Source organism: Acinetobacter lactucae, from assembly GCF_013122135.1.
Lineage (GTDB): Bacteria > Pseudomonadota > Gammaproteobacteria > Pseudomonadales > Moraxellaceae > Acinetobacter > Acinetobacter lactucae.
This window is the reverse complement of the sequence record NZ_CP053391.1, coordinates 1,583,883-1,607,579: the sequence shown is the minus strand read 5'-3', so window position 1 is coordinate 1,607,579 and position 23,697 is coordinate 1,583,883. Positions and strand designations below refer to the sequence as shown.

The window sequence follows — 23,697 nt, the reverse complement described above, 5'->3', positions numbered from 1 at the left end:
TTAATGATTTGTCACGTTTAACGGTTAATTATCAATCAACTTTCACAATTTCATGTAGCCTCTCTTATTCTATTAGAGAGAAATACAGATATTAAAATTCGACTTTTTTTAACAGTCTGATTTAGGTTTTCCCAAAAAAACTTGCCCATCATTCTTTAATCGATCATGGATTAAGATGGTATGTAAGAGCATATGATTATGAAAAATGATGCTATATATCAAACTGGTCCTGACTATTCGAGATAAAAAATTAAGTTGTTGATTTATTATATTTTACTGTACTCTCATTTCTAATTCATTTAGTCCATCACGTTGCCGATAACTTCCACAGCGTGAGTAAAATTCATTTCGATAACAATGATATAGAACTGCTGTTTTTTCTAACATCTTTATTTTTTTCTGCGCTTGATAAGCAATATCTTCTGCAATATAGGCATAAGATTTTACATTTTCATCCGGCTCACCTACTATTCTACTGGCAGTTGAATTTTCAAAAATAAAATAACTCATCATGCGCATAACAGCTCTGAAATGCCCTTGCCCAAGCACATGTTTTTCACCAAATAAAATATGCCAGCCCAGATCAGAGTCATCAGCATCATAATAAAGCGCCAGTCGATCACGCTTGGCTTCATATATCTCAAGATAACCCACATCAGCATGTTCAATCGTAATAATAAATAAGCGCTGATGATCATCACAAATCATCTTTTCAAAGTAAACTGCCAGTTCAAGCTCCGGTTTATTCAGCTGCCACTGGGGAATGACATGAGGTTCATGCATCCATTTATACAATAATGGAAAATCCTGCGGGAGTTGCACAGCCCTTAATCCATAGGCTATTCCTCTTTCCTCGTAATGGAACTCATCCAACAGCTGTGAAGATAATGTCATCATAAATATTTTCTCAATTCAATTTCATGCAGATGCAGTAAAGTGGTAATAATCTTGTGCTGAATGTTCGCTAAAAAACTGGTCCCGTTTCTGCCGTTCTTGGATTTCCATTTGCTGAAATTGCTCAAGATGATGATGGGCAATATCTGGACTCAAAATAAACACACCATCGGCATCTCCAACCATTAAGTCACCAGGGGAAATACAGGTATCTCCCACTTGTATTTGCTGGTCAAACTCCACTACACACTTTCCCTGCTGACGTGTAGTCAGACAACTGACCGATGAAGCAAAAACGGGGACCTTCATGTTTCTTAAAGCAGTTACATCCGTTACAGCACCCAATATCACTACAGCGGCAAGCTGATGATATATGGCAGCGCGATGTCTCTGTTCTCCCCAACAGGCACGATGTTCCAACTGACGTGCATCAATGACCAGTACATCACCCGGTTGGCTGTTCAGCAAAGCCTGACGCAGTGCCATACCATTGACTGAATGCAATGTAGCCGTACGCACTCGGCCCACCGCATGCCCAATTTGGTTAATCGCATGAATCTGTGGTAAATGCCCTTGGTCCAATACATGACCAATGGTTGAACTGGCAATACCTGCATAGCTCTGGATTAAATTATTTAACTGGTCTTGCATGAGTATTTACCTCTGTGTTTATCCTGTCTCAGTAATGGACAGCTTGCACAATATTCTTTCTGTGCTTCAGGTAACTGAAAATAAAAGCAGCATTTTTTACGTTGGTAGGTCGTGGACGATTGCTGCCGACTCTGATCCAGTAAATAAAATGGGTTCTGTTTTAGACCCAGATCAGCTGCAGGTAAATCTATCAAAAACTGCCGTTGAAACTGGATACGGCTGAGTAAGGCTTGGTTCCCTCCTTTTCTGTTCATCATGTCGTAAAATTGCAGAATCCGTAATGCAGTATTTTCCCACAACAAAAATTTCTGTACTTTCCCTATACGGGCGAGGACATCAAACAACTTTTGCAGGTCATCTAGTATGAATCGCACATATCCTTCAAAAGATTGCTGTTTTCTACTGATTCCATGCTGTAATTGAGGCAGATTAATCAGATGCAGTGTTCTGTCCCAATACCAGTCAGGAGGCAATACTGTGGAAATACAGGATATTTCCCATGGCAAATCAATTTCCTCAGAAGTCAAGGCATAAAAATATGGAAATAACAGAGGAACAGCCCAATATTTAATGAACATGGATGTAGTGCAGGTTAAACTTACTGCACCCACGCGGGAACCAAAATCATTTAATGCTGTCAGACATGCAGAGGGATTTAGCAGATCTGTAAAACTCAGTATCTGCTGATCCTCTACAGGTAGCACATCAAATTGAATATTCAAGCGTTCAGCCAGCAACTGCCTAAGTACTGGTATATTAGATTCTGTCATTTTAAAATCAGACTCAATATTCAATACTGCAATCTGTGACTGCACACCTGAGTTTTCTCTATTCATGAAGTTAAACAACACTCCTGAATACATTCGGCACACTTCCCATACTGCTTGGCATACTTCCCACCCGATTATCTTGCTCAAGTAGCGGACGGATCAGTTGCTTATATGGCCACAACTCACTATCAAACAGGATATGCTTTAATTCAGCGCGGGCTGTATCCGTAAATGGCACATCATCCAGCGCTTGCTGTAACTGCTGAGCCAATACGCGCCATAAATCCGCCGAGTCAATCTGATAGAACTCTGCAACAGTTTCCAAGATACTCGCCAAATTGACCTGTATACCGAGTGTTTGCAGATAGAGAATCAAACTTTTCACACTGTCGTGATACAGCGTAATACGAAAATCATGTGGACTCAGGTAATCCGGATCAGGCAGACCCTGCTGCTGCATCCACGGCTGATAAATACGGACAGAATCATGGTCACGTAGCATGAAACCAGCGAATTGCCCGTGTTCTAGTACAATACAAATATTTTGGCCATGAATTTCGCCCATAAGACCAAGACGGAACAGGCGCAAATTCACCTCAAAGAAATCACGGCATAATGCAGCAAAAGTATTGCAGATATGCTGTGGTGTGATCGTTAAATTCTGCCATTTGAGAATCAAATCAAATACACATCCCTGCCCATCCATCAGCTGCCCTAAGCTAGCCATAGGAATAATCTGATAAGGTGCTTGTAACAACTCAGCAGGAATTCTACGGCGCTGTGCAGCGAGATGCATCGGCCGTTCATTGAATAGCATTAAATTATCTGGCGTTAAATTATCCTGTTGCTCTGGAAGATAAGCCCACCATTGATTTTCATCGCATAACCACAGACGTCTTTTTAAGACCTCATCTTTTTGCTTAGCAAGCTGCAATAGTTGCTGATTCTTTTGCCCATTGATCATTTTTACAATCGGCAAAAAACGCAATGAACCCAAAGACTTAACTGCAAGTGGTAATTTTAGACTATCCTGTGGCTGTGTCGCTGAAAGAAGACTTCTTAGTGACGAACTGGCGTACCAGCCGCTAGACTGGAACGCTAAAGGGATAATATCCTTATGGTGCAACTCTTCAGAAAATTTGTCGGACAGCACATGCTTGAACTGCCACGCATGTAGGGGAATTGCTAAATAGCTATCCCCCAGCGCTTTTTCATCGCACTCCTGTTTCAATATCAGGAACTGTTCCGCATTCAGAAAAATACGCGCAGGTTGCTGCCTGCTGATCTCAGTAACATCCTTCCCATAGACCAACTTTTCTTTATTTACTGCAACCCAGTGAACATTCATATCCTGAGCAAATTCAGGACTGAAATACTGATATTCATCGGGACTAAAACCGTCCTTTAATTTGGCCAGCGGATGATAGGGACGATCCCGCAAAGCAGCATACTGCTCCAGCTGTATAAATAAGTCTGCGGGATGCTGCGTTAACCATTCTGAGAAGGACAATTGATGTTGCTGAGACAATTCTGCATGCAACATTGCCTGTTTTAAATCTGCACGAAAATCTGCCAGTTTTGATGTATCAGCAGAGTTGAAACAGTGTAATTGCTGCATGAAGTCAAATAGCTGCAATGCACTTAGTTTCTGAACATGATAATCCTGTGCTTCGTCCAAGCTAAGCTTACAGATTGATGCTCCAACATACATTTGCCAAGGCTGTTTCAAACCCTGTTTCAGCGGTAGAATCAAACACTCAGTCTGTGCAGAATTAAATAAAACTGCAAAATGCTCTCCAGCTGTATAACTGTCAAAAATTGTTTCAAGTCCACGCTGAAACCTTTGTCTACATAGTCGTTGAGCTTCATCCTTTGTTAGGATCTCCGATTCTGAAATATATTGCTCAGCAAGTAGACTATTAACCAAATCCATCAATATCTCCTGCCCTGAAACGGCAGGTGAAAACACCATGGTATTCATTTATTTATTCCCCTAAACAGGCTGACGGAAATGGAACAGAGGGTTATTTACATAACGCATCTGTACATCACCATCACCGAATAAGCGGCGGCGGGTTAGCGATTCAATACAATATTGCTCTGCAAAGACATCAAACACAGCATAGCGTGACTGGTGTTCGGGATATTGCTGCTGAAAATGATGAATAATATCTGCTGCTTTTTGCCAGAAGACCTGTTCACTAAAGTCAAGGTGCTGTTTTAGTGTTATGGCAATATCACTCAATGCAACAAAGAATAGACAAGCGCAACTAAAATCCCGCACTGCATTTAGGTCATCCGTGAGAATAAATGACATACGATTAGCTTTCGCATGTTCTGCGGGTAATGCATGCAAGACCGGAAAAGCTTCTGGATGGGTCAGATGATCAGGACTGAAGCGGACCCCATCATGAAAATCCTTTAAAATGATTCGTACTGGCCAGCCATTACGATGAACCAAAATAATATTTTGCCCATGCGATTCAGTTCCAATTCCTTCAGCAAAGAGTAAATATAGAATTGGCTGAATGACCACAGACAGCAATTGCCCAACCCATGCATCCACACCATACTGATCCAGCCAAGGTGCGATCAGTAACTTCCCATCCTTCTGGACATGACCAATTCCATTCAGAGGAATAGCATCTTCACCAGATTTTAGATACTGTTGAACACTTTCACGCCACAAACTGGCAATAGTTCCATATGCCTGTTTGGCATGTGATTCAGGTAGACGAGTGAAATCCACTGCTGAGGCATGTACTTCACCAAGAATATCAAAATCCAATTTTTGGGCAATTTCACTGTTCTTTTTTAAACCCTGTAGCCAATCTGTAATTAACGGCCCATTCATTGCTGTATGTGTCGCCAATATCCGTGAACTTGAGGTATTTGTCAGACTCATGGACAATTTGATATAAGGCTTTTCAGGATGTTGTAAATTGGTCAGTGTTCTCAGTGACTGCTGAGCAATATAGGCATATTCGCCTCGTCCCAGATAAACAATCTTCTGTTCAGCAATTTCCTTAAAGAACACATGCACAATAGTATTTTCCCATTGCCATGGATGAACGGGTAACCAAATATACTCATCTGCATTTTTTTGTTGACCCAAAACCTTTGTAAACTCTTGCTGATCCTGTTCAGTCAATTGCTGCTGCAGAAAATCATCCGCATTTAAATGACTGGATGCATTATGGGAAAATATGGACTGATGTACTGCAATCCACACCAGATGGATAGGTTGTGCATATTCCACCCCATATTTCAAATTATCCTGCAGGTTAAAACCCACTCGGGATTTATAACAAGGATGATAGGGATGACCATCCATCAGATAGGTTTCCAGCACATCATAACTATATTGTGCTGCTGGTAGTGCATACTCATTCTGGCAGTGCTGAGACTGCACATCATGAATAAAAGTTCGCTTCAACTCACTGATAAAACCATCAATCTGGGCTGCTTGTGGAATACTTCGGATGACCTCATCAATCACCAAATTCAACTGCGCAACCGTTTTCTGTCCCTGATGATCCTCACGGATGACATCTGTAGCATTCATGCGTACTAGGCCAAAACTGAGATGTCGCTGTCCTGCAGCTACATAACGTACCGATTGCCCTTGTGAATTGATCACATCTATATAAAAAACACCATCCTCAAACTGGGCTGGAATCACCTCTTCATAAATCAATGCCTGTAGCAATTGTTTGATTACACGCTGTTCAACTTTTTTCATCGTGGATTGATCAGGTTGCTGCCACGCCAAAGTGCTTGTATTCACAGAATGTGTGGTCGTGGAAAGTGCTGAATGTAAATTGCCCATTATTTTTACCTTTATTGATTTTGGACCAAAACGTCCGCTTGCTTTTGACTCGGAAACTTCCATGCCGCGGGTAATGCCAACAGCATCACGCCTGCACAGATCAAAAATAGTTCCCGTATCGCATGAATTTGAGCAATTGCGAGTTCTGGTGAATATGGAATATTGTGTGTACGAATTTGCAGATAGAGTGCAGCAACCACGACAGCAATTGCAGCGCAAATCCGGCGCAGTAAGTTATTAACAGCGGCTCCTTGAGTCACCAGTTCTTGATCTTCCAGACTATTTAACCCAGCTGTTGTCGCTGGCATATAGGACAAACCAAATCCCAGCCCATGCAAGATCATACAAAACATCAGGGATATGACATGTGTACCTGGAATCAATGCCAAACCAGCGAATGCAGCAACAGTCAACAGAAGACCAAAACAAATTAATTGTCGGGCGCCATGTTGATCGAGATATTTACCCGCCCATTGACTACATAGACTGGTGGTCAGCGCACTACTCATCAGGATCAGCCCTGTCCACACTGGACTGAGCTTTAAAGTATTTTGTAACAGCAGTGGAATCAGGAGTAAGGTAATGAACAGTCCGATAGTATGTACAACTGAAATAATGACACTGTAGTTAAAACCACTACTGGTAAATAGTTGCCAGTCAATTAAAGCATTGGGCTTATTACGACTGAACCAGAAAAAGCCACCACATGCCGCAATGCCTGTACTGAACAACAACAGAAACTCAGACGTTTGGATGTCACTCAACTGCTGGATTTTGCTCAAGCTGAGCAGCAACGCTACAATGCCCACAGCAAGCAGTACAAAACCACTCCAGTCAAAACGTAACAATCTCAAATTAGTCTGCTGTGACGGCAACCACCGTAACCCCATCACCAATGCACAGATCGCCAGCGGAACATTCAATAAAAATAACACCTGCCAGTTCCACCACACCAAAACCAGTGCACCCAGCATGGGGCCGCATGCCAAAGTCAGCATGATCATGGCACCCCATAACCCTGTAGCAGTACCCCGCTGCGCAGGCGGAGTTACCATAAATATAATTCCCAGAGACAATGGGATCATCAATCCACTTGAAAAGCCTTGTAAAGCACGAACCAGCAGTACAGTTCCAAAATGCCCTGCAAAAGCACCATACAGCGAGCTCAAACCAAAGACTATCAGTGCAGTCAGATATACCTGACGTTTACCAAATCGCTGACTTACATAACCTGTGAGTAATAGACTCAGGCTCATACTCAGCAGAAAAATAACCATCACCCAGCTAACTGCTGTTTCATTGATCTGAAAATCATGCATCAACTGAGGAATAGCGGGGTTAAAACTACTGTTGTTTATACTGACCGTGCCAGTTCCCAACATCACACAGATCATCACCCAACGTTGTAACCCTGAAGATTCAGGATTTTCTGTCTGCAACAGTGGTTGTGGCTGTTCAGCCATCTCCTGTCCCCTGTGTTATTTGCTCATGACTTTTAAATACTGATCATCGGTTTTCCCAGAGGGACGCGGCATGACTGTATTTGTTCGGGAATTATTTATCTTGAATTCAGTCGTCAAGGCCTGACTATCCAGCTGAAAATCCTGAAAGCCTTGTTTCCCATCTACATCAAAATAGTTTTCTTTCAGAATCTGATTGGCAATCCGTGCGGAACGAAATGCACCCAAGCCCAGATCTGGAGTCCCAACGCCATGGTGTTGGAGACTGGTATTTTGTATATAGATCTCACCATCTCCTTGATACTGCAGTTGATGATGCTCACTAATTTTCCAGCGTTGCTGGCTATCTAATACAATCCCGTCATTTAGCTTATTCAGGAACGTCTGTGCAGGATATTGATAACCGGTTGCTGCAATCACGGTACTTGCCCGAAGTTTCAACACCTGCTTTTGCTGAGTCTGTAAAAATTCAAGTTGAATATTATTCGGCCCATGTAACTGTGCATTCTCCAACTGATAGTTGCCGGCAATAGTCACACAGGTATCCGCTTGTCCAATACTACGGTGATAAAGGCGCTCATAGATTTCCTGAATAGTTCTGCTACTGATTCCCTTGTACAAGTGGGCCTGTGCAGTTGGCAGAGTATCCTTGAGAGCTTCTGGTAAATGGTAGAAATAACGCATGTAATCTGGACTGAAGCTTTCCAGACCCAATGGTGTATTTTCCATGGGTGAAAAACCTGCGGAACGGGTCAACCAATATAAATGGAATTTGGGCTTGCCTGTTTCTGATGAAATCTGCTGATCAAATAAATCAATAAAAATTTCCGCTGCAGATTGACCAGAGCCAATCAGTACCACATTGCCAGAAAGATTATCGGTACACTGCTGTAGATAGCTAGAAGAGTGCAAACAAGATACGGTTTGTTCTGAAATTGTTTGTAATGGTTTGGGTAGTCGCGGTACTGTTCCCACCCCTAATACCAGTTTGCGGGTCTGATGAATGGACAATCGCCCACGCTGTTCAGCAATTACCTGAAAACCTCCAGAGATTGGGGCAACGTCTACCACTCGATGACCAAAATGTAGATCATGCAACTGCTGTACTACCCACTGGCAATAATGGTTATATTCTTTGCGTGGAATATACAGATTCTCACGAAAGTAAAACTTATAGAGGCGTTGCTGTGCCTTTAAATAGTTCAGAAAGCTATAAGGGCTTGTCGGCTCAACCAGACTGACCAAATCGGCCATAAAAGGGACCTGCAACATCGCACCTGGCAACTGTAAGCCTGCATGCCAGTCAAAATTTTCCCGTTTTTCAAAGAAACAATACTTCAATGAAGCATGCTGATTCACCAACGCAGCAAGACTTAGATTAAAGGGCCCCAGACCAACACCGATGAAATCAAGCATAGTCGGCCTCCTCAATAACTTGTCTAACATAGAGTGGATTTTTTAAATCAACATAGATTGATTGCTGAGAAATATCAGCTTGTAACTCATCCAACTCATACAGACGTGTCATCATATTGCCTTTATAAGGAAAAGTTTCATGATGTAAAACAGTCTTTAATAAATTGCTTTCAGGATATTTTTGATAGGCCTGCAACAGGTAGGATTGCAGCATTTCAATTAATTGTTGCTCCTGAACGGCGCCAGTCATACCTATGGCATTAATTAGACCGAATAAGGTATTACCAATAAAGTAATAACGAAAACGTTCATCCACCAGTGACAACGAGCACACTGCCTGACCATCAGTTGCCAATGTCGGATAATGTTTCAAAATTTCTGTGGCAAGCTCACGGATATAGTAAAATCCTTGATTATCCCTAAACCATACTGTTTTAGGCATACCCTGTTCCAATTCAATCAAGGTATTCTGTTGGTGTGCCTCAAAAGCCATTCCATATTCATGATACAACTCCATCAATGGCAGAATGGTCATTTCTAGGAAGCGATCAAACCATAGCAAGGCAACTTGCGACTGAGACTGACCTGTTTGTTTTGAAATATCTGCAAAAATTTCACTGAAACGATTTTTTGCCAATACAGGATGATCCTGACACAATGAAGCAATACAAGTCACATCATCACTGACCTTAAATGGATTTTCACGCAAAATACAGATGGTTTCATCTAGTACTTGACCATCAAATTTCAATGCAATCCAAGCAGGATCACTCAAAGCCTGAAGGTTCGGATTTCTCTGCCTAAATTCACTTAGACAATCATCATGCCACAGCTGATAACTCAACAAACCACGGTGGCATTCCTTATACAGATTGACCCGAACTGAATTAGTCACAGCCACAGTCATAGATGCCTTGAACATCCAAGGTGATTGCTCACTGTACAATGTACGTACTGAAGTTGTTGCCTTGACATCCCAGCCTAATGCGCCAAAATCAATCAATTTCTCTTCATGTAAAAGCTGTTGATACCAATCCTTATCCTTTAGATAACGTGCCTGCCATGGATGTAAAGGCAACAAGGCATAATCAGGAAATTGAGCTATTTTTGCACGGTGAAACGAATTGAAATATGGTTCTAAATCATGTTTGAACTGGGTGGGAATATCAATTTTATGTGCATTGTCCGAAGCAATATGCTCTGGGTGCACATATAGAAATTGCATTTTGAAGGTATTCTGTGTTTCAGGTGAAAAAATCTTCCAGTCATCCTGTACAAAACCCTGACGACTTTTTGGTGAAGGATGCATGCTATGGCCAAGTACCAATGCCTGTTCACTCTGAATAAAATTTTGCTGTTTTGCTATAATCTGATCAAAGTCTGGCTCACGATGACCAAGAAATTGATGCAGCGCCCTGTGACTCTGAATCCAACATTCCAGCAATGAAGATGCATCAATTTGCTGGGCTTTAGATTGTTCAATTAAATTTTCTAATAAATTTGCCGCAATATTTACAGGGCTGAGTGCCAGATTTTGACCTTCCCGCTCGACCCACGGCAAGTCAGCAAAACGGTGTCGCCCCACCTGACTGAAATATTCAATCGGTGCATAAAGAACCCCATTGATTGCGTGTAAAGGGATACTCAGTAAAACTTTACCCTTACCTCTTTCTGTTAAATGAGGAGATTGTTCTGTTAAAGAGAGAAAACGACCATGACCTGTTTCTTGTAAATATGAGTTCACTAAATGCTGCAAGGCAATTTTATTTGTGATTGATCTCATCAGGATTACTCTGTGGAGGGATAAATACCTACGGAGAATATCCACATTTAATTGCAAATACAAATGATAATAATTATTATTAACATTCAATAATAAAAAATTACATTTTATCAGCAAATTTCAATTTTATTCACAAAGTAAAATCAAACATAATAAAAAGTTAAGCCTTAAATATCCTAAAATATTGATCAATGCAAAACTAGATTAGATGAATCCACCCCAATTAAATGTGATATAAATCACAATTATTTTATAATTTTCAACAAAGTACCCCAAAATATTTTCTTTTCGTTCCCCAATAGAGCGAGAAACAAATTACTAAAAACAAAAAAGCAATTAGCTAGGATCAGTTGAAAAAAATGATAAAATCCGAGTAAAAAATGAGCTACTTGGAATATCATATGTAAACCTACTCTATAATAGAGCCTAGTGAAAATCCTTGTTAATGTGTGGAATTATTCAGAGTACAAACCACACCAAGCCCGCCCAGCCTTATTAAATTAAGGAAATCGAATATGAATAAACATTCGATTGCTCTTAAGAAACGAATAGCAAATGACATTTGCAGGCTATGACTTTATTTTTTCAACAACGATATTATGAATTACAATCATTCTCACTTATAATTCGACAAATTTAAAATCACTCTCAGGGCGAGACAATGGGAAATAAGATAAAAAGTCACAAACTTTTTACGAGGAATTCTGAAGTAAAAAATATCATTCCACTCCTTTCACTTGGTGGGGCCATTTTTCTATCAAACTCTGCCTTTGCAGCCTCAGCCTCTGAGACAACAGATATTGAAAAAAAGCCTGAAGCACTTCCTACAATTACAATTACCGCTTCACGCGCAGATGAACTTTCTACTTCTGCTAAGCAGGTGACCAAGCTCGATGAAAAACAAATTGAACTTTTAAGAAATGGTTCATCTGGCAGTATTGCAACCGTTCTAGCGAAAGCCGTACCAGGTCTGTCTGACTCAAGCCGAACCATTACCGATTACGGTCAAACTTTACGTGGTCGTAATGCTCTGATCTTGGTCGATGGCGTGCCAATCAACCTGACTCGCGACACATCACGCGGACTTTCAGCAATTGACCCTGAAAGTATTGCCAACATCGAAGTAATTCGAGGCAGTAACGCGATTTATGGCGGCGGCGCTGCTGGCGGTATTATTTCAATTACCACAAAAGCGGCTGGTGGCGAACCTACAGCTAAAACCGTAGTTGGGCTTCAAACACCTTTAACAAATTTCCGTTCTAATGCTTTAAGTGGCGATATTCATCAATATTTCACAGGCAGCTTTAACGCTTTTGACTATGCACTCGACTTTGGTTACCAACGTATTGGTAGTCCGTACGATGCAAGTGGTGACCGTGTTGCACCAGAACCAAGTCAAGGCGATTTATATGATGCCGATGCTTACAGCGTAGGTGGTAAACTTGGTTACCATATTGATGACAATCAATATCTACAATTTGCTGCAAACTACTATAATGCAGAGCAAGACTCAGATTATGCATCTGACCCAAGTGTTAAAAAAGCTCCAGCTGGTACAGTGCCAGCAAAAGCGATTAAAGGCTTAAAGCTTAAAGACCAGACTAAAAACGAAAACCAGATTTACAATTTAACCTATAACCATAAAGACTTTTTTGGCAATAAAGTTGAAGCTCAAATTTATTACCGCGATTTCTTTACCCGTTTTTCACCATTTGATGCACGTGTTTCTGAAAATGAAGTCAGCCCACGTGGTGGACAAGTGGATCAGGTATCTCAAGAAAATAACGTACTCGGTAGCCGTTTAACTGTGACCACACCGCTTGAGTTTTTAGGTGACTCCTCACTGGTTTGGGGCGGTGACTTTAGCCGTGAAAAAAGCGAAATGCCTTTAGATATTTTCGATCATGACATTTATGATCAATCTGGTGGCCTAGAGTTTGTAAAAACTGGCAAGCTCACATATTTACCCGAGCTTACCACTCAAAGTGTCGGCGGTTTTATACAGTTAAAACACCGCTTTAATGACCAATGGTCGGCTGAAGCTGGTACGCGTTATGAAGACAGCTACGCTCAAATTGATAGCTTTATTCCACTATCACAACTTGATCCTGACACACAATCATATAAGCCCAACCCTTACACCGTTGAGGGCGGAAAAGTAAAAGCTGATGCATGGTTATACAATGCTAATGTGACTTTCTCTCCAAATGACCAACACTCGATTTATGCATCGTTTAACCAAGGTTTCCAATTACCTGATGTTGGTGTAGTCATTCGTAATGCCAGCACAGGTTTTAATCTGGGTTCGTCATTCTTAGAACCTGTAAAAGTTGATAACTATGAGTTGGGCTGGAAAGGAAACTTCAATAATGTCTCTTCAAGTTTAGCGGTCTTTCACTCTACTTCTGACCTTGGTGCTGTGCAACCAGTAAGTAATAGTTTGGATATGACTAGAACGAAAGAGAAAGTCACTGGTGTTGAAGCAACTTTTGACTATCTTGATAATGCCAATGTTTGGGGAACTGGTGGTAGCGTTACTTGGATGAAAGGTCGTGAAAAACCGCAAAACGGTACCGAACAAGACATGACAGGCTTCCGTATTCCACCATTAAAACTCACGGGTTATATTTCTTATAGCCCAACTGAAACTTGGACAAATCGTCTACAAGCCACTTACTTCGGTTCAGAAGACTACCGCCTAAATGGCAAAAATAGTTTTGGTCGCTACGATGTAAAAACTTATACAACAGCAGATTTAATCAGTAGCTTTGCGCTTAACAAGAAAGACACTGTGACAATTGGTTTAGAGAACATGTTTAACCGCAAGTACTATCCTCTCTATAGCCAATTATTAAGATCTGGTAATAACACTAGCCATTTAGTGGCAAATGGTGCAACGCTGAAAGTTTCTTATAGCCATAGGTGGTAATCAAAACAGACTCAAAATGTGCCACAAAAAAGGAGATCTATGCGATCTCCTTTTTTTATTAAAAATATTAAATCCTTATCTATTTTTTCCATGGTTAACCTAAGTTAAACCCAAAGAACCACCCTAGCATTCTGCTAGAAATTTTGTTAACTTGATTTTGTTACATATTCAAGATACAACTTTTTCATCCTACACTTCCCCTCACTGTGTTTATGAAAACAATATCAATATGTAGTTTTACCAGTATTTTTAATGGGGCAAATCATAATGGAAATCTCACACCGCGAAATTTACGCGCTCGTAGACATTAATAATTGTTATGTGAGTTGTGAGCGACTATTTAATCCCAAACTTATTGGCCTACCGGTCGTAGTACTTTCTAACAACGACGGATGTGTTGTATCACGTAGTGAAGAGGCAAAAAATATGGGTATCAAAATGGGTATCCCATGGTATCAAATCGAACAAGAAGCTCTTCAAGCAGGTGTACACGTCTATTCAAGTAACTACACTTTATATGCTGAAATGTCGCGTCGCTTTTTTTCGGTTCTTGGTGATTTTTTCTCACCCGATGATTTAGAAGCTTATTCTATTGACGAATGCTTTATTCGCCTTACCCCTTACCTACAGTCTATAGATATCCACTCTTACTGTGCCAAAGTCGTAGAAACTCTAGAAAGTTGGTTAAGCTTACCTTGCTGTATTGGCATCGGATATTCAAAAACTCAAGCAAAATTAGCCAATCACTATGCTAAAAAGATTCCAAGCTTTAATAGACTTTGCAATTTCACCACCTTAGACCCTTTGCTTCTTGAAGACCTCATGCAGCATACTTCGGTCAAAGAAGTCTGGGGAATTGGCTATCAATTGGTCAAACAATTACGAAGTTATGAGATTTATTCATGCTTAGACTTAACTTTTGCCAATGAGCATCATCTAGCAAAAGCTTTTTCTGTGGTTATGGCACGTACCATTCGTGAGCTAAAAGGCCAATCCTGTATTCAACTCGACGATCCAGCCATTGTCACCAAACGAATTTTAGCATCACGCAGTTTTGCTCAAGCTTTGTCCAGCATTGAGATTATTAAACAAGCGCTTATTTTTCATCTTAACCGAGCTCACCGCCGCTTAATGAAACAAGAACAGCTGTGTGCCTGCGTTCAAGTCATGCTTTATGAAAAAATAGATAAACCACCTTATAAAAAAGCATCTTCTCAAGCGATAGGCTTAAATTATGCAACAGATGATTTATGTATATTAACAAAAGCAGCCATGCAGCAAATAGATGTTTTATATAAAGAAAATAAAAAATACATTAAAATTGGAGTTTTATTTTGTGGTTTGCATCCCCGTCAACATCACATTGATGATTTATGGCAACCTCTTGAGTTGATTCAGCAAAGACAACAATTAATGCAAACACTCAGCACAGTTCGCAACCGATTCGGTAGTCACTATTTACAAGTCGGTTATCATTCCCGTAATCCATCTTGGCACATGAAACAATGTCACCGTTCAAAAAATTATCTAACTCGATGGAATGAGCTATTAGTGATTGGAGAGAACTCTATAGCCGTTACACAAAATACATGAACTGTTTTTGTCAATTCAGTTTAAAATAAGCTCCATTAAATTACTTGAAATTTTGTCATTTTTTAACATTGCTAAATCATCGCAAAATTTACAATATATAAGCCGAATTTGGTATACCCTTTCTGCGACGATGAAAACAAATTATAAAAAAATTGTAGAAACATATGCCATAATAAGCAAACTTTGCAGACATCTTGCAAAGAATATTTGCAACTTTAGAGCTGGAGCAATCTGAATGAGTTCGACCATTTTGGTGATTCATGGACCGAATTTGAATTTGCTGGGAAAACGCGAACCAGAAGTATATGGTCATCTTACCTTAGATGATATTAACCAACAACTTATTAGCCAAGCTCAACAAGCTTCACTCACATTAGATACTTTTCAAAGCAACTGGGAAGGTGCCATTGTTGATCGTATTCATCAGGCACAAACTGAAGGCGTAAAACTTATTATTATCAACCCTGCAGCCCTCACCCATACATCTGTTGCTCTACGCGATGCCCTACTTGGCGTTGCCATTCCATTTATTGAAGTACATTTGTCGAATGTCCATGCAAGAGAGACATTCAGACATCATTCTTATTTATCTGATAAAGCAATTGGCGTGATTTGTGGTTTAGGTGCAAAAGGCTATCGCTTTGCACTCGATTACGCTATTGAAAAAATTCAACCATCTAACCCAAACTAGTTTAGGAATAGTCGCCCATGGATATCCGCAAAATTAAGAAACTCATCGATTTAATGATTGAGTCTGACTTGCAAGCGATCGAAGTTAAAGAAGGTGATCAATCAATCGCTTTAACTCGTCGCAATCCTGTCGTTGCTGCGGCTGGTGTAGCACTTCCGGCTGCTCCTGTTGCAGAAGCACCAGTTGCAAAAACACCGCGTGGAGCAGTTGAAACTTCTCCAATGGTTGGCGTGTTCTACGCTGCTCCAAGCCCAGGTGAAGCACCATTTGTTAAAGTAGGCCAAACAGTATCTGCTGGTGAAACTTTGGGTATTATTGAAGCAATGAAAATCATGAACCCAATTGAAGCAACTCAAAGCGGCGTGATTGAAGAAATTTTAGTGAAAAATGGTGAAGTTATCCAATTCGGTCAACCTTTATTCCGTTATCGCGCGTAATTACCCCGGGGACGTCTATGTTGCAAAAAGTTTTAATTGCAAACCGTGGTGAAATCGCTTTACGTATTACCCGGGCTTGTAAAACATTAGGAATCAAGACTGTTGGTATCTATTCAGATGCCGACAAGGATTTGATGCATTTACGTTTTGTTGATGAAGCAGTATGTATTGGTCCGGGCGCAAGTAGTGATAGCTATTTAAATATCCCGGCAATTATTACTGCTGCAGAAATTACCGGTGCTGATGCTATTCACCCGGGTTATGGTTTCCTTTCAGAAAATGCTGAGTTTGCTGAAATTGTAGAAAGCTCAGGCTTTACTTTTATTGGCCCACGTCCAGAACATATCCGCCTTATGGGGAATAAAGTTTCTGCGATTGTTGCCATGAAAAAAGCTGGCGTACCTACTGTACCAGGTTGCGACCATGCAGTAACCATCCACAATGCCTTGGCAGAAGCGAAAGAAATCGGCTTCCCGCTTATTGTTAAAGCGGCTTCTGGTGGTGGTGGTCGTGGTATGCGTATTGTTGAGCGTGTAGATACACTACTTGAATCAGTTCAAGCAGCGCAGCGCGATGCAGAAATGTGGTTCGGTGATGATACCGTTTACATGGAACGCTTCTTACAAAAACCTCGCCATGTCGAAGTTCAAGTTCTTGGTGATGGTAATGGTCATGCAATCCATTTATATGACCGCGACTGTTCATTACAACGTCGTCATCAAAAAGTACTAGAAGAAGCACCTGCACCAAACCTACCAGAGCAAGCTCGAGCTGATATTTTAGAAGCTTGTGTACATGCATGTCAGTTAATGCAATATCGCGGTGCTGGTACATTTGAATTCTTATTTGAAGACGGTGAATTCTTCTTTATTGAAATGAATACTCGTGTTCAGGTAGAGCATCCTGTAACTGAAATGGTTACTGGTGTCGATATTATTGAACAACAGTTACGTATTGCTGGTGGCCTAGGACTAGAGCTTCAACAAGAAGATATCAAAGTTCAAGGGCATGCAATTGAATGCCGTATCAATGCAGAAGATCCAACAACGTTCTTACCTTCTCCGGGTAAAATCGAAAGTTTCTATGCACCAGGCGGTGCAGGTATTCGTTTAGATTCTCACATCTACCCTGAATATAGCATTCCACCTTATTATGACTCTATGATTGCTAAATTGATTTCTCATGGTAAAGACCGTGAAACTTCAATTGCACGTATGCGTCAAGCATTAGATGAAATGATCCTTACAGGAATTAAAACAAATATTCCTTTGCATAAAGATCTTATTTTGCAAGATAAGAATTTCTGCTCTCAAGCAATGGATATCCATTACCTTGAAAAACACTTGTTAAAGCAAGTGGAAGAAAAGAAAGCTGAAACTGCATAATAAAAAAGCCTCTTATCTTTAAGAGGCTTTTTTATATCTATAATTTTATGGTAATACTCGACGCAAAGTCGCAAAGCACTGTTCACCCTTAGCTGTTGAACAGAAATTGATGGTATGGTCATTTTTCCATTGCACAAAATATTGCGAGACATCACCTGTTTGGTCTTGCTTTTGGCCAGAACAATCTACTTTGTTATTATCAAATTTAATTTGCATGACTAAAGCGGCCAACTGTTCTTTAGGATCATCAGACGGTTGATATTCGTAGATACCATAAGACCATTCCTGACCGCTTTTGATTACTACATCATTACTGCTACGAAAATTATAATATTCCACACATTTCTTATTATTTGGAATTTCCATTCCCCATAATCCCATAATTTCAGGACGCGTAACAATACGTATAGCATTAGGATTACTTGCAGTCCGAACAGGTTGTTCGGCTGGCTGCTCTGTCGCTGTTTCTGCCACAGCTAAACCAGAACAAGCCCACAACAATCCAATAATATAAATATTTTTCATAGATTTATTAATCGTTAAACGCATGAACTTAAGTTAGCATATTTTTTTAGAAAATCATTGGTCCATAACCATATAAAAACAATATTTTTCAACTGTAACGTGCAACTATAGCTCATCAAACAATTTTTATATTTATCTGCATTTTTTGATACAAAGTTATGAAATTTTACCTTACTCAAACTTATGTTGATAAATCAATTTGTTTAGGAAGCCACATCACAAAGCCCAAACCTAATAGCACAATTAAACTTGCACACATAAAGATGATTTCACCAGAAAGAATATTCCAGAAATGCCCAGCTAAAACACTACCAAAAGCTACTCCCAAACCCCACATGGTGCTGTAAAGTGCCTGACCACGTCCCTGTTGTCCCGCTGAGAAGTTTTGGAAAATAACTCGCATCGCAATTAAATGAAATAAACCAAAACTAAAAGCGTGCAAACACTGTGCAAAAAGCTGTCCAATAAAATCATGTGAAAATATAGCAACTAACATCCAGCGTATACTCGTCAATATTAAGCACGCGATTACCAAAATACGCCACGAGAAATATTGAAAAACTTTTGCAGCAATTGAAAACATGAAAATTTCAGCAAAAACGCCCATAGCCCATAAGAAACCAATTTGCGTGGTGCTAAAAGTTAAAGATTTCAAGAAATTACTATAGAAACTATAAAAAGGTGCGTGTGAAAAAAGTAGAATAAATTCAATTGTAAAAAATGCAGCCACTGTAGGGCGCTTAAGAACTGGAAGTAAAGGTTCCAAATGTTTTTGTGAGGTAGGTGCACTATCAGGTTCGCGAATTGTGAAAGACCAAATAAATGCCAGTGAAGCAATAATTAACAATAAAATTGGGAGCATTGAAATAGGCACTATTTCTAAAATTGCACCAATAGTGAATACCCCGACAATAAATCCAACAGATCCCCACTTACGAATTTTGCCATAAAGTTTAGCTTTTTGATCACCCAACCAAAATAAAGTAACCCCTTCAAATTGAGCCAAAATCGCATTTTGAAAGAAGCTAAAAATAAGCATAAGTAAAGCAATCGATTGGAAAGTATTTGGCACTATAAAAATGGCCAACCATATACACGACTCCATCCATGTTGCCAGCCGGACAAGTAGCATTCGTTTACCAGATTTATCAGCAATCCATCCCCAAATTAAAGGCGCAAAAAAACGCGTTACAATCGCAATTGATGATAAAACACCAATTTCCTGATAATTAAACCCTTGATCTTGAAGATATAAATTCCAATAGGGCATAAATGTGCCCACAATAGAATAGTAGAAAAAGTAAAATCCACCGAGTCGAGTTTGGAGGGTAAGTGGTTGGAACAAGTTGTAAACCTTTACATTTTCAATAGGTTAAAATTCGAGATAGTCATATATGTCAAAATATCCCAACACTTCAATTTTAACACTTTGTTTTGCAATACAAATAACTAAATAATTGATCATTTACTTGTCTCTAAAAGAATTTTTTATTGATAAGAAAGAATAAATAAAGTAAAGAGAACTGTAATTTAATTTGTACAACCTGTTAACTTGTGTAAAAATACATTTAATATTCATAAGGTATTTAATCATCAGATGTTTTTTCTTATTTTTTTAATTTGTCTTTTTCTGTTTTTACTCATCCTTAAACAACATTATCGATAATCTGGTTGTTACACCTATTTTTTAAATAGCATTCATATTTCCTTAAATTAAAAAAATTAAACATCATATTTTATAGATCAAACTCTTTTTAAGCTAAGTTTTCAAATCGAACTTAGCTTAAATATCAAATTTAAAACTTCTCATTATTGATATTTACTAATTAAAACACGAGCAAAAAATTCAAAATTAGAATCAAAAAGTCCTTAATAAGTCACTGTAACGACTATCGCATCTGAGTAATTACCAGGGGCTGTTGAAATAGAGGTACCTTGCGGAATTTTTCCATAAACTGTGGTGCTTTGGGTACTCCCATAACCTGTTTTAGAAACACCACCTGTACCCCCAACAATAATCACGCCTCCTGTGGCATCCCATACCGTACTATAGTTAGAGTCTTTATAGAGTTGATAGGGAATAAATTCATTATTACTATTCGCCATACGCCTAAAACCACCACTTATACGGTTATTACCATCCCCTAAATAAATACTGTATGACGTTCCATTATTACAGGTCGTATTCACAGCGCCTTGAGCTGTATAATCACGACGAGTCGTGCCCATATCATTAATATTCCCAAAATCAACACTTGATGTTGAATCTAATTGGCATAGGCTTGGGACCACATAATTAGCAGTGATTGTGGTACTACCTGAATCCCATCCTCCACCACTATCACCTTCACAGACAGTGCTAGAGCTTGCTTGCATGTCCCAAAATAGCTGAATCGTACCAGTATATGTTCCTTTAGGATATGCAAGGAGCGAACCTGTACGGGCCGGTACTTTTATATTTACTGAGTAACTAATCACATTATTATTTGAAGTAACTGTTCTCACTGGGCCGTACCAGACATTTGAAGTGTGGCTTGTAGTAGAAGACCCTGCTCCACCTACAGTTGCGGTGACCGTATAAGGTAATGAAACATTGTTAATTGCATTTGTAGTGCCCGTAAAGACGGTTTTCATGCACATATAACCTGAAATTTCTGGTGTTGAACGTCCCCCATAACAACGTATTGTCCCTGTATATGTCAGAACAGCATCACTATTAATAGTGGCCGCTGTGTAATTGTAAGTATTATTGGTTGTTCCCGTTACCGTACAACTGGCATGTGCTGAGCTAAAAAACGCATACAGAATAAAAACTAGAGCCATGACCAGAAGATATTTTATAAGCAAGGGAAACTTTCCACCCACCATCCAGAGAATATATCTTTCAATACTTATCGGCATACATATGGCCCCAATTTTTTAGTTGAGTACTGATTACTGTTATAGGTGAAATCAACTTGGCACAAGCCACGATCTAAAAGATCCACTTCGAGTGTGTTTTGCTTTAATAAGTTTTGAATAAACACTTCGCCGTCATAACCAACTACACCCTCTTGCTGCCCATTAATCCGAACCGTATAACCCGGCAATAATGGTGAATTGTTTTGATCAACAAGTTTTACTAATCCTGAAATAACCCGATGAGCACCAAAGTCAATTAAGGCCCCTTGACGGTAGCCTACAAAGACCATCTGATTTGTAGATGTAACATCCCACTCCAAAGGCAAATATGATGGATCTAGGTAGATATGATGAGATAGGTAGGGCCTCAAATTCGCAATTAAGAATCGGCCAGACTTGTCGGTTGCGCCTAAATTAGCACCACCATTTATAATTTGGCTTTTCGGTCCAGCATTGGTGACAACCGCATAACCCTCTCCAATTTCATTGGCCGCAAAGATACGCCCTGCGGCTGCAACCAAGGAACCCGTCGCTGATAGTGCAACCTGATCGTTGTCTCCAAATCGGTTATAGCGTCCTGTCAGGTAAGCAGCTCGCGCTCGGTAAGAAGCATAAATCGAAGCATTGTTTTCATTCCCATCCTGATCTCGCTCAACATAACCACCCCAGCCAAATGCTCCGATTTTCGGTTCTGATAAGCCGAAGATTTCCTCACGGTAACTCAGGCTGCCACTGTCACTAGAAACACTCGTAATCGCATTAAGCTTACTGGACGGTGTATAACGCAGGGCAAAGTAAAGACCATAGTCCTTGTTATTTTCATAATCTTTATAGGCTGAGGTATAAAATCCCCAATTCTTGTTAAGACTTCCACTTAAGTTGGCAGACAGTAATTTATATGAGTTATCGCTATATTTGATCTGGTTATAGCCCAGATAAGCCCCATAGCCTGCGTAAAAGTTGTAGTTAATCCCTGCCCTGAAAATCTCATCTGCCAGTGCACTGTAGCTCAGATAGTTGTGTGGCTCGGCATCGGTCTGGTTATCTTTTAAATATCTGACTTGAGATACACGGGCAAGGTCAAAGTAGTTATCAAAGACTTTGCGGTAACTGGTGTTGAATGAAATATTCTTACTGATGCGTCCTTCTAAACCCAGCAAGGCAGAATAGCCGTTTTCATCTTTATACTGGCTTGCTGCAATATCGGCATTAATCACTCCAAGACCAAACAGATTCTTGGCAAAGCCTGTGCCGAGATTCGACAGGCCATCTGTTGATGCTTCTGCTCCACCGCTTAAAGTCAGTGAGTTGCTGTAGCCGTATCGGATCGCACCTGATGCAAAGGTGGCATCGTCATAATCGTTGGAATAGAGTCCATAGTTATAGCGTGGCACCCCGACGTCTACTGAAAACTCATTAATGCCTTTTGCCAGAATCTTGGAAGAAAAATAGTAAGGCTTTTTGGTAATGCTCTGCTGGCCTGTTGCATCGGTGGTCACCAGCGTGACTTCATTTCCGGAAATAAACGGCAGTTGCTTAATATCAAAAGGACCTGAAGGTACTAGCCCTGAATAAATCTTTTGCTGGTTGACGTATAAATCTAAAGTTGAAGGCAGTGCAGCCGAACCGGAGAATTGCGGGAGTGCTGAGGTGACAATATCACCGCGCTGGGTGTAGGCACTCGACCACTGGAAACCGGCAAGCCGTACACTACTGCCCCAGTCAGGGCTGTTAGAAATAAAGTCCCCTAAGGTATAGATCCTGATCTTTTCAGGGTCGACATATTGCCACTTACTTTCCAGTCGTACCCACTTTTCATGGCTATAACTATTTTCATTACTGCCGTTATAGAGAACGCCTGATGAAAAGTTACCGATCGCGCTGTTAAAAATCCCCTCAGCTGAACCTGAAAAGGTATTTTCATCATTGGTTATGCTGTTATACAGGCTATAGTTGAGAATAGCCGCGTTTAAGGGTTTCATCTTGAGCAAATGCGGGCTAGTGATCTGCTGACCATTAAGGTCAACTGCATAGCCCGTCAGCATGTTTGACGGAACATTTAGGTTGAGGGATTGCTCATTTTCCAGATATTTAAACTGGATTTCGTTTAGATCGTTAATACATACCCATTGGCTATCTGATATGTGCTCATCCATTTTCAGTCTTAGAGCTTTTAAATCACGCGCACGGATATAGAGCTTGCCATCTTGAGCTTGCTTTACCGATATTAAATCTCTAGAAATATTTGAATTAATCGAAATATTTAAAAATAACTGTATATATTCTTTATCGGAACTAAAAGCCTGATAAGAAGAATTCGCGACTTCAGGAATACTTGGTAACGCAGCATTGGTACTATCTTGTAATGATTCAGCAAACGCATGAATCGGCAAGTACATAACACATAAGGCACTTACGAGATACTTCATATGT

General features: G+C 40.1%; 17 protein-coding genes. 5 read left to right on the top strand and 12 right to left on the bottom strand.

Translation table 11 applies throughout. The annotated features are described in order from the left end of the window. Nucleotides 1-273: 273 nt before the first annotated feature. The 8 genes from HLV59_RS07435 to HLV59_RS07400 are packed head-to-tail and all read right to left on the bottom strand — an operon-like array spanning nucleotide 274 to nucleotide 10,803. On the bottom strand, nucleotides 274-897 hold the full coding sequence (locus HLV59_RS07435; RefSeq protein WP_016145681.1) for a GNAT family N-acetyltransferase: 624 nt from the start codon (nucleotides 895-897) through the stop codon (nucleotides 274-276). 21 nt (nucleotides 898-918) lie between these two features. After that, nucleotides 919-1,545, bottom strand: coding sequence for an RraA family protein (locus HLV59_RS07430; RefSeq protein WP_081173479.1), 627 nt, complete (start codon nucleotides 1,543-1,545; stop codon nucleotides 919-921). Then, nucleotides 1,530-2,408, bottom strand: coding sequence for a (2Fe-2S)-binding protein (locus HLV59_RS07425; protein WP_081173477.1), 879 nt, complete (start codon nucleotides 2,406-2,408; stop codon nucleotides 1,530-1,532). Before HLV59_RS07425 ends, HLV59_RS07430 begins: the two co-directional genes overlap by 16 nt. Next, nucleotides 2,386-4,296 (bottom strand): IucA/IucC family protein, encoded by a 1,911-nt coding sequence (locus HLV59_RS07420; RefSeq protein ID WP_216606764.1) that lies wholly within the window; start codon nucleotides 4,294-4,296, stop codon nucleotides 2,386-2,388. The genes HLV59_RS07425 and HLV59_RS07420 overlap by 23 nt, the downstream gene beginning before the upstream one ends. Before the next feature lie 12 nt (nucleotides 4,297-4,308). Continuing rightward, entirely contained in the window at nucleotides 4,309-6,144 is a 1,836-nt protein-coding gene (locus HLV59_RS07415; protein WP_171429656.1) for an IucA/IucC family protein, read from the bottom strand. A gap of 11 nt (nucleotides 6,145-6,155) precedes the next feature. Next, on the bottom strand, nucleotides 6,156-7,607 hold the full coding sequence (locus tag HLV59_RS07410; RefSeq protein ID WP_171429655.1) for an MFS transporter: 1,452 nt from the start codon (nucleotides 7,605-7,607) through the stop codon (nucleotides 6,156-6,158). Nucleotides 7,608-7,622: 15 nt separating this feature from the next. Further along, complete coding sequence (locus tag HLV59_RS07405; RefSeq protein ID WP_016145687.1) at nucleotides 7,623-9,020, bottom strand: lysine N(6)-hydroxylase/L-ornithine N(5)-oxygenase family protein; 1,398 nt, start codon at nucleotides 9,018-9,020, stop codon at nucleotides 7,623-7,625. Further along, nucleotides 9,013-10,803, bottom strand: coding sequence for an IucA/IucC family protein (locus HLV59_RS07400; RefSeq protein WP_016145688.1), 1,791 nt, complete (start codon nucleotides 10,801-10,803; stop codon nucleotides 9,013-9,015). The genes HLV59_RS07405 and HLV59_RS07400 overlap by 8 nt, the downstream gene beginning before the upstream one ends. 661 nt (nucleotides 10,804-11,464) lie before the next feature. Here HLV59_RS07400 and HLV59_RS07395 point away from each other — a divergent pair. The 5 genes from HLV59_RS07395 (at nucleotide 11,465) to accC (ending at nucleotide 17,838) form a co-directional block, all read left to right on the top strand. Then, nucleotides 11,465-13,732, top strand: coding sequence for a TonB-dependent receptor (locus HLV59_RS07395; protein ID WP_081173470.1), 2,268 nt, complete (start codon nucleotides 11,465-11,467; stop codon nucleotides 13,730-13,732). Nucleotides 13,733-13,999: 267 nt separating this feature from the next. Next, nucleotides 14,000-15,325 carry a Y-family DNA polymerase gene (locus tag HLV59_RS07390; protein WP_171429654.1) on the top strand — a complete coding sequence of 442 codons (1,326 nt, stop codon included), beginning with the start codon at nucleotides 14,000-14,002 and terminating at the stop codon, nucleotides 15,323-15,325. Nucleotides 15,326-15,560: 235 nt separating this feature from the next. Next, a complete protein-coding gene (gene aroQ, locus HLV59_RS07385; RefSeq protein WP_078220979.1) occupies nucleotides 15,561-16,016 on the top strand; it encodes a type II 3-dehydroquinate dehydratase in 456 nt (151 codons plus the stop codon). Nucleotides 16,017-16,033: 17 nt separating this feature from the next. Next, nucleotides 16,034-16,453 (top strand): acetyl-CoA carboxylase biotin carboxyl carrier protein, encoded by a 420-nt coding sequence (gene accB, locus HLV59_RS07380; protein WP_000354611.1) that lies wholly within the window; start codon nucleotides 16,034-16,036, stop codon nucleotides 16,451-16,453. A gap of 17 nt (nucleotides 16,454-16,470) precedes the next feature. Continuing rightward, the gene (accC, locus tag HLV59_RS07375) at nucleotides 16,471-17,838 is read left to right on the top strand and encodes an acetyl-CoA carboxylase biotin carboxylase subunit (RefSeq protein ID WP_016145691.1); all 1,368 of its coding nucleotides are present in this window, start codon (nucleotides 16,471-16,473) and stop codon (nucleotides 17,836-17,838) included. A 45-nt stretch (nucleotides 17,839-17,883) separates the two neighbouring features. Here accC and HLV59_RS07370 read toward each other — a convergent pair whose 3' ends face one another. The 4 genes from HLV59_RS07370 to HLV59_RS07355 all read right to left on the bottom strand — a co-directional run bounded on the left by HLV59_RS07370 (nucleotide 17,884) and on the right by HLV59_RS07355 (nucleotide 23,663). Next, on the bottom strand, nucleotides 17,884-18,387 hold the full coding sequence (locus tag HLV59_RS07370; protein ID WP_031948612.1) for a hypothetical protein: 504 nt from the start codon (nucleotides 18,385-18,387) through the stop codon (nucleotides 17,884-17,886). Nucleotides 18,388-18,544: 157 nt separating this feature from the next. Beyond that, entirely contained in the window at nucleotides 18,545-19,708 is a 1,164-nt protein-coding gene (locus HLV59_RS07365) for an MFS transporter (protein ID WP_171429653.1), read from the bottom strand. Between the two features lie 524 nt (nucleotides 19,709-20,232). Beyond that, entirely contained in the window at nucleotides 20,233-21,264 is a 1,032-nt protein-coding gene (locus HLV59_RS07360; protein ID WP_171429652.1) for a Csu type fimbrial protein, read from the bottom strand. Further along, nucleotides 21,255-23,663 (bottom strand): fimbria/pilus outer membrane usher protein, encoded by a 2,409-nt coding sequence (locus HLV59_RS07355; RefSeq protein WP_228721998.1) that lies wholly within the window; start codon nucleotides 23,661-23,663, stop codon nucleotides 21,255-21,257. The genes HLV59_RS07360 and HLV59_RS07355 overlap by 10 nt, the downstream gene beginning before the upstream one ends. Nucleotides 23,664-23,697: the final 34 nt, after the last annotated feature.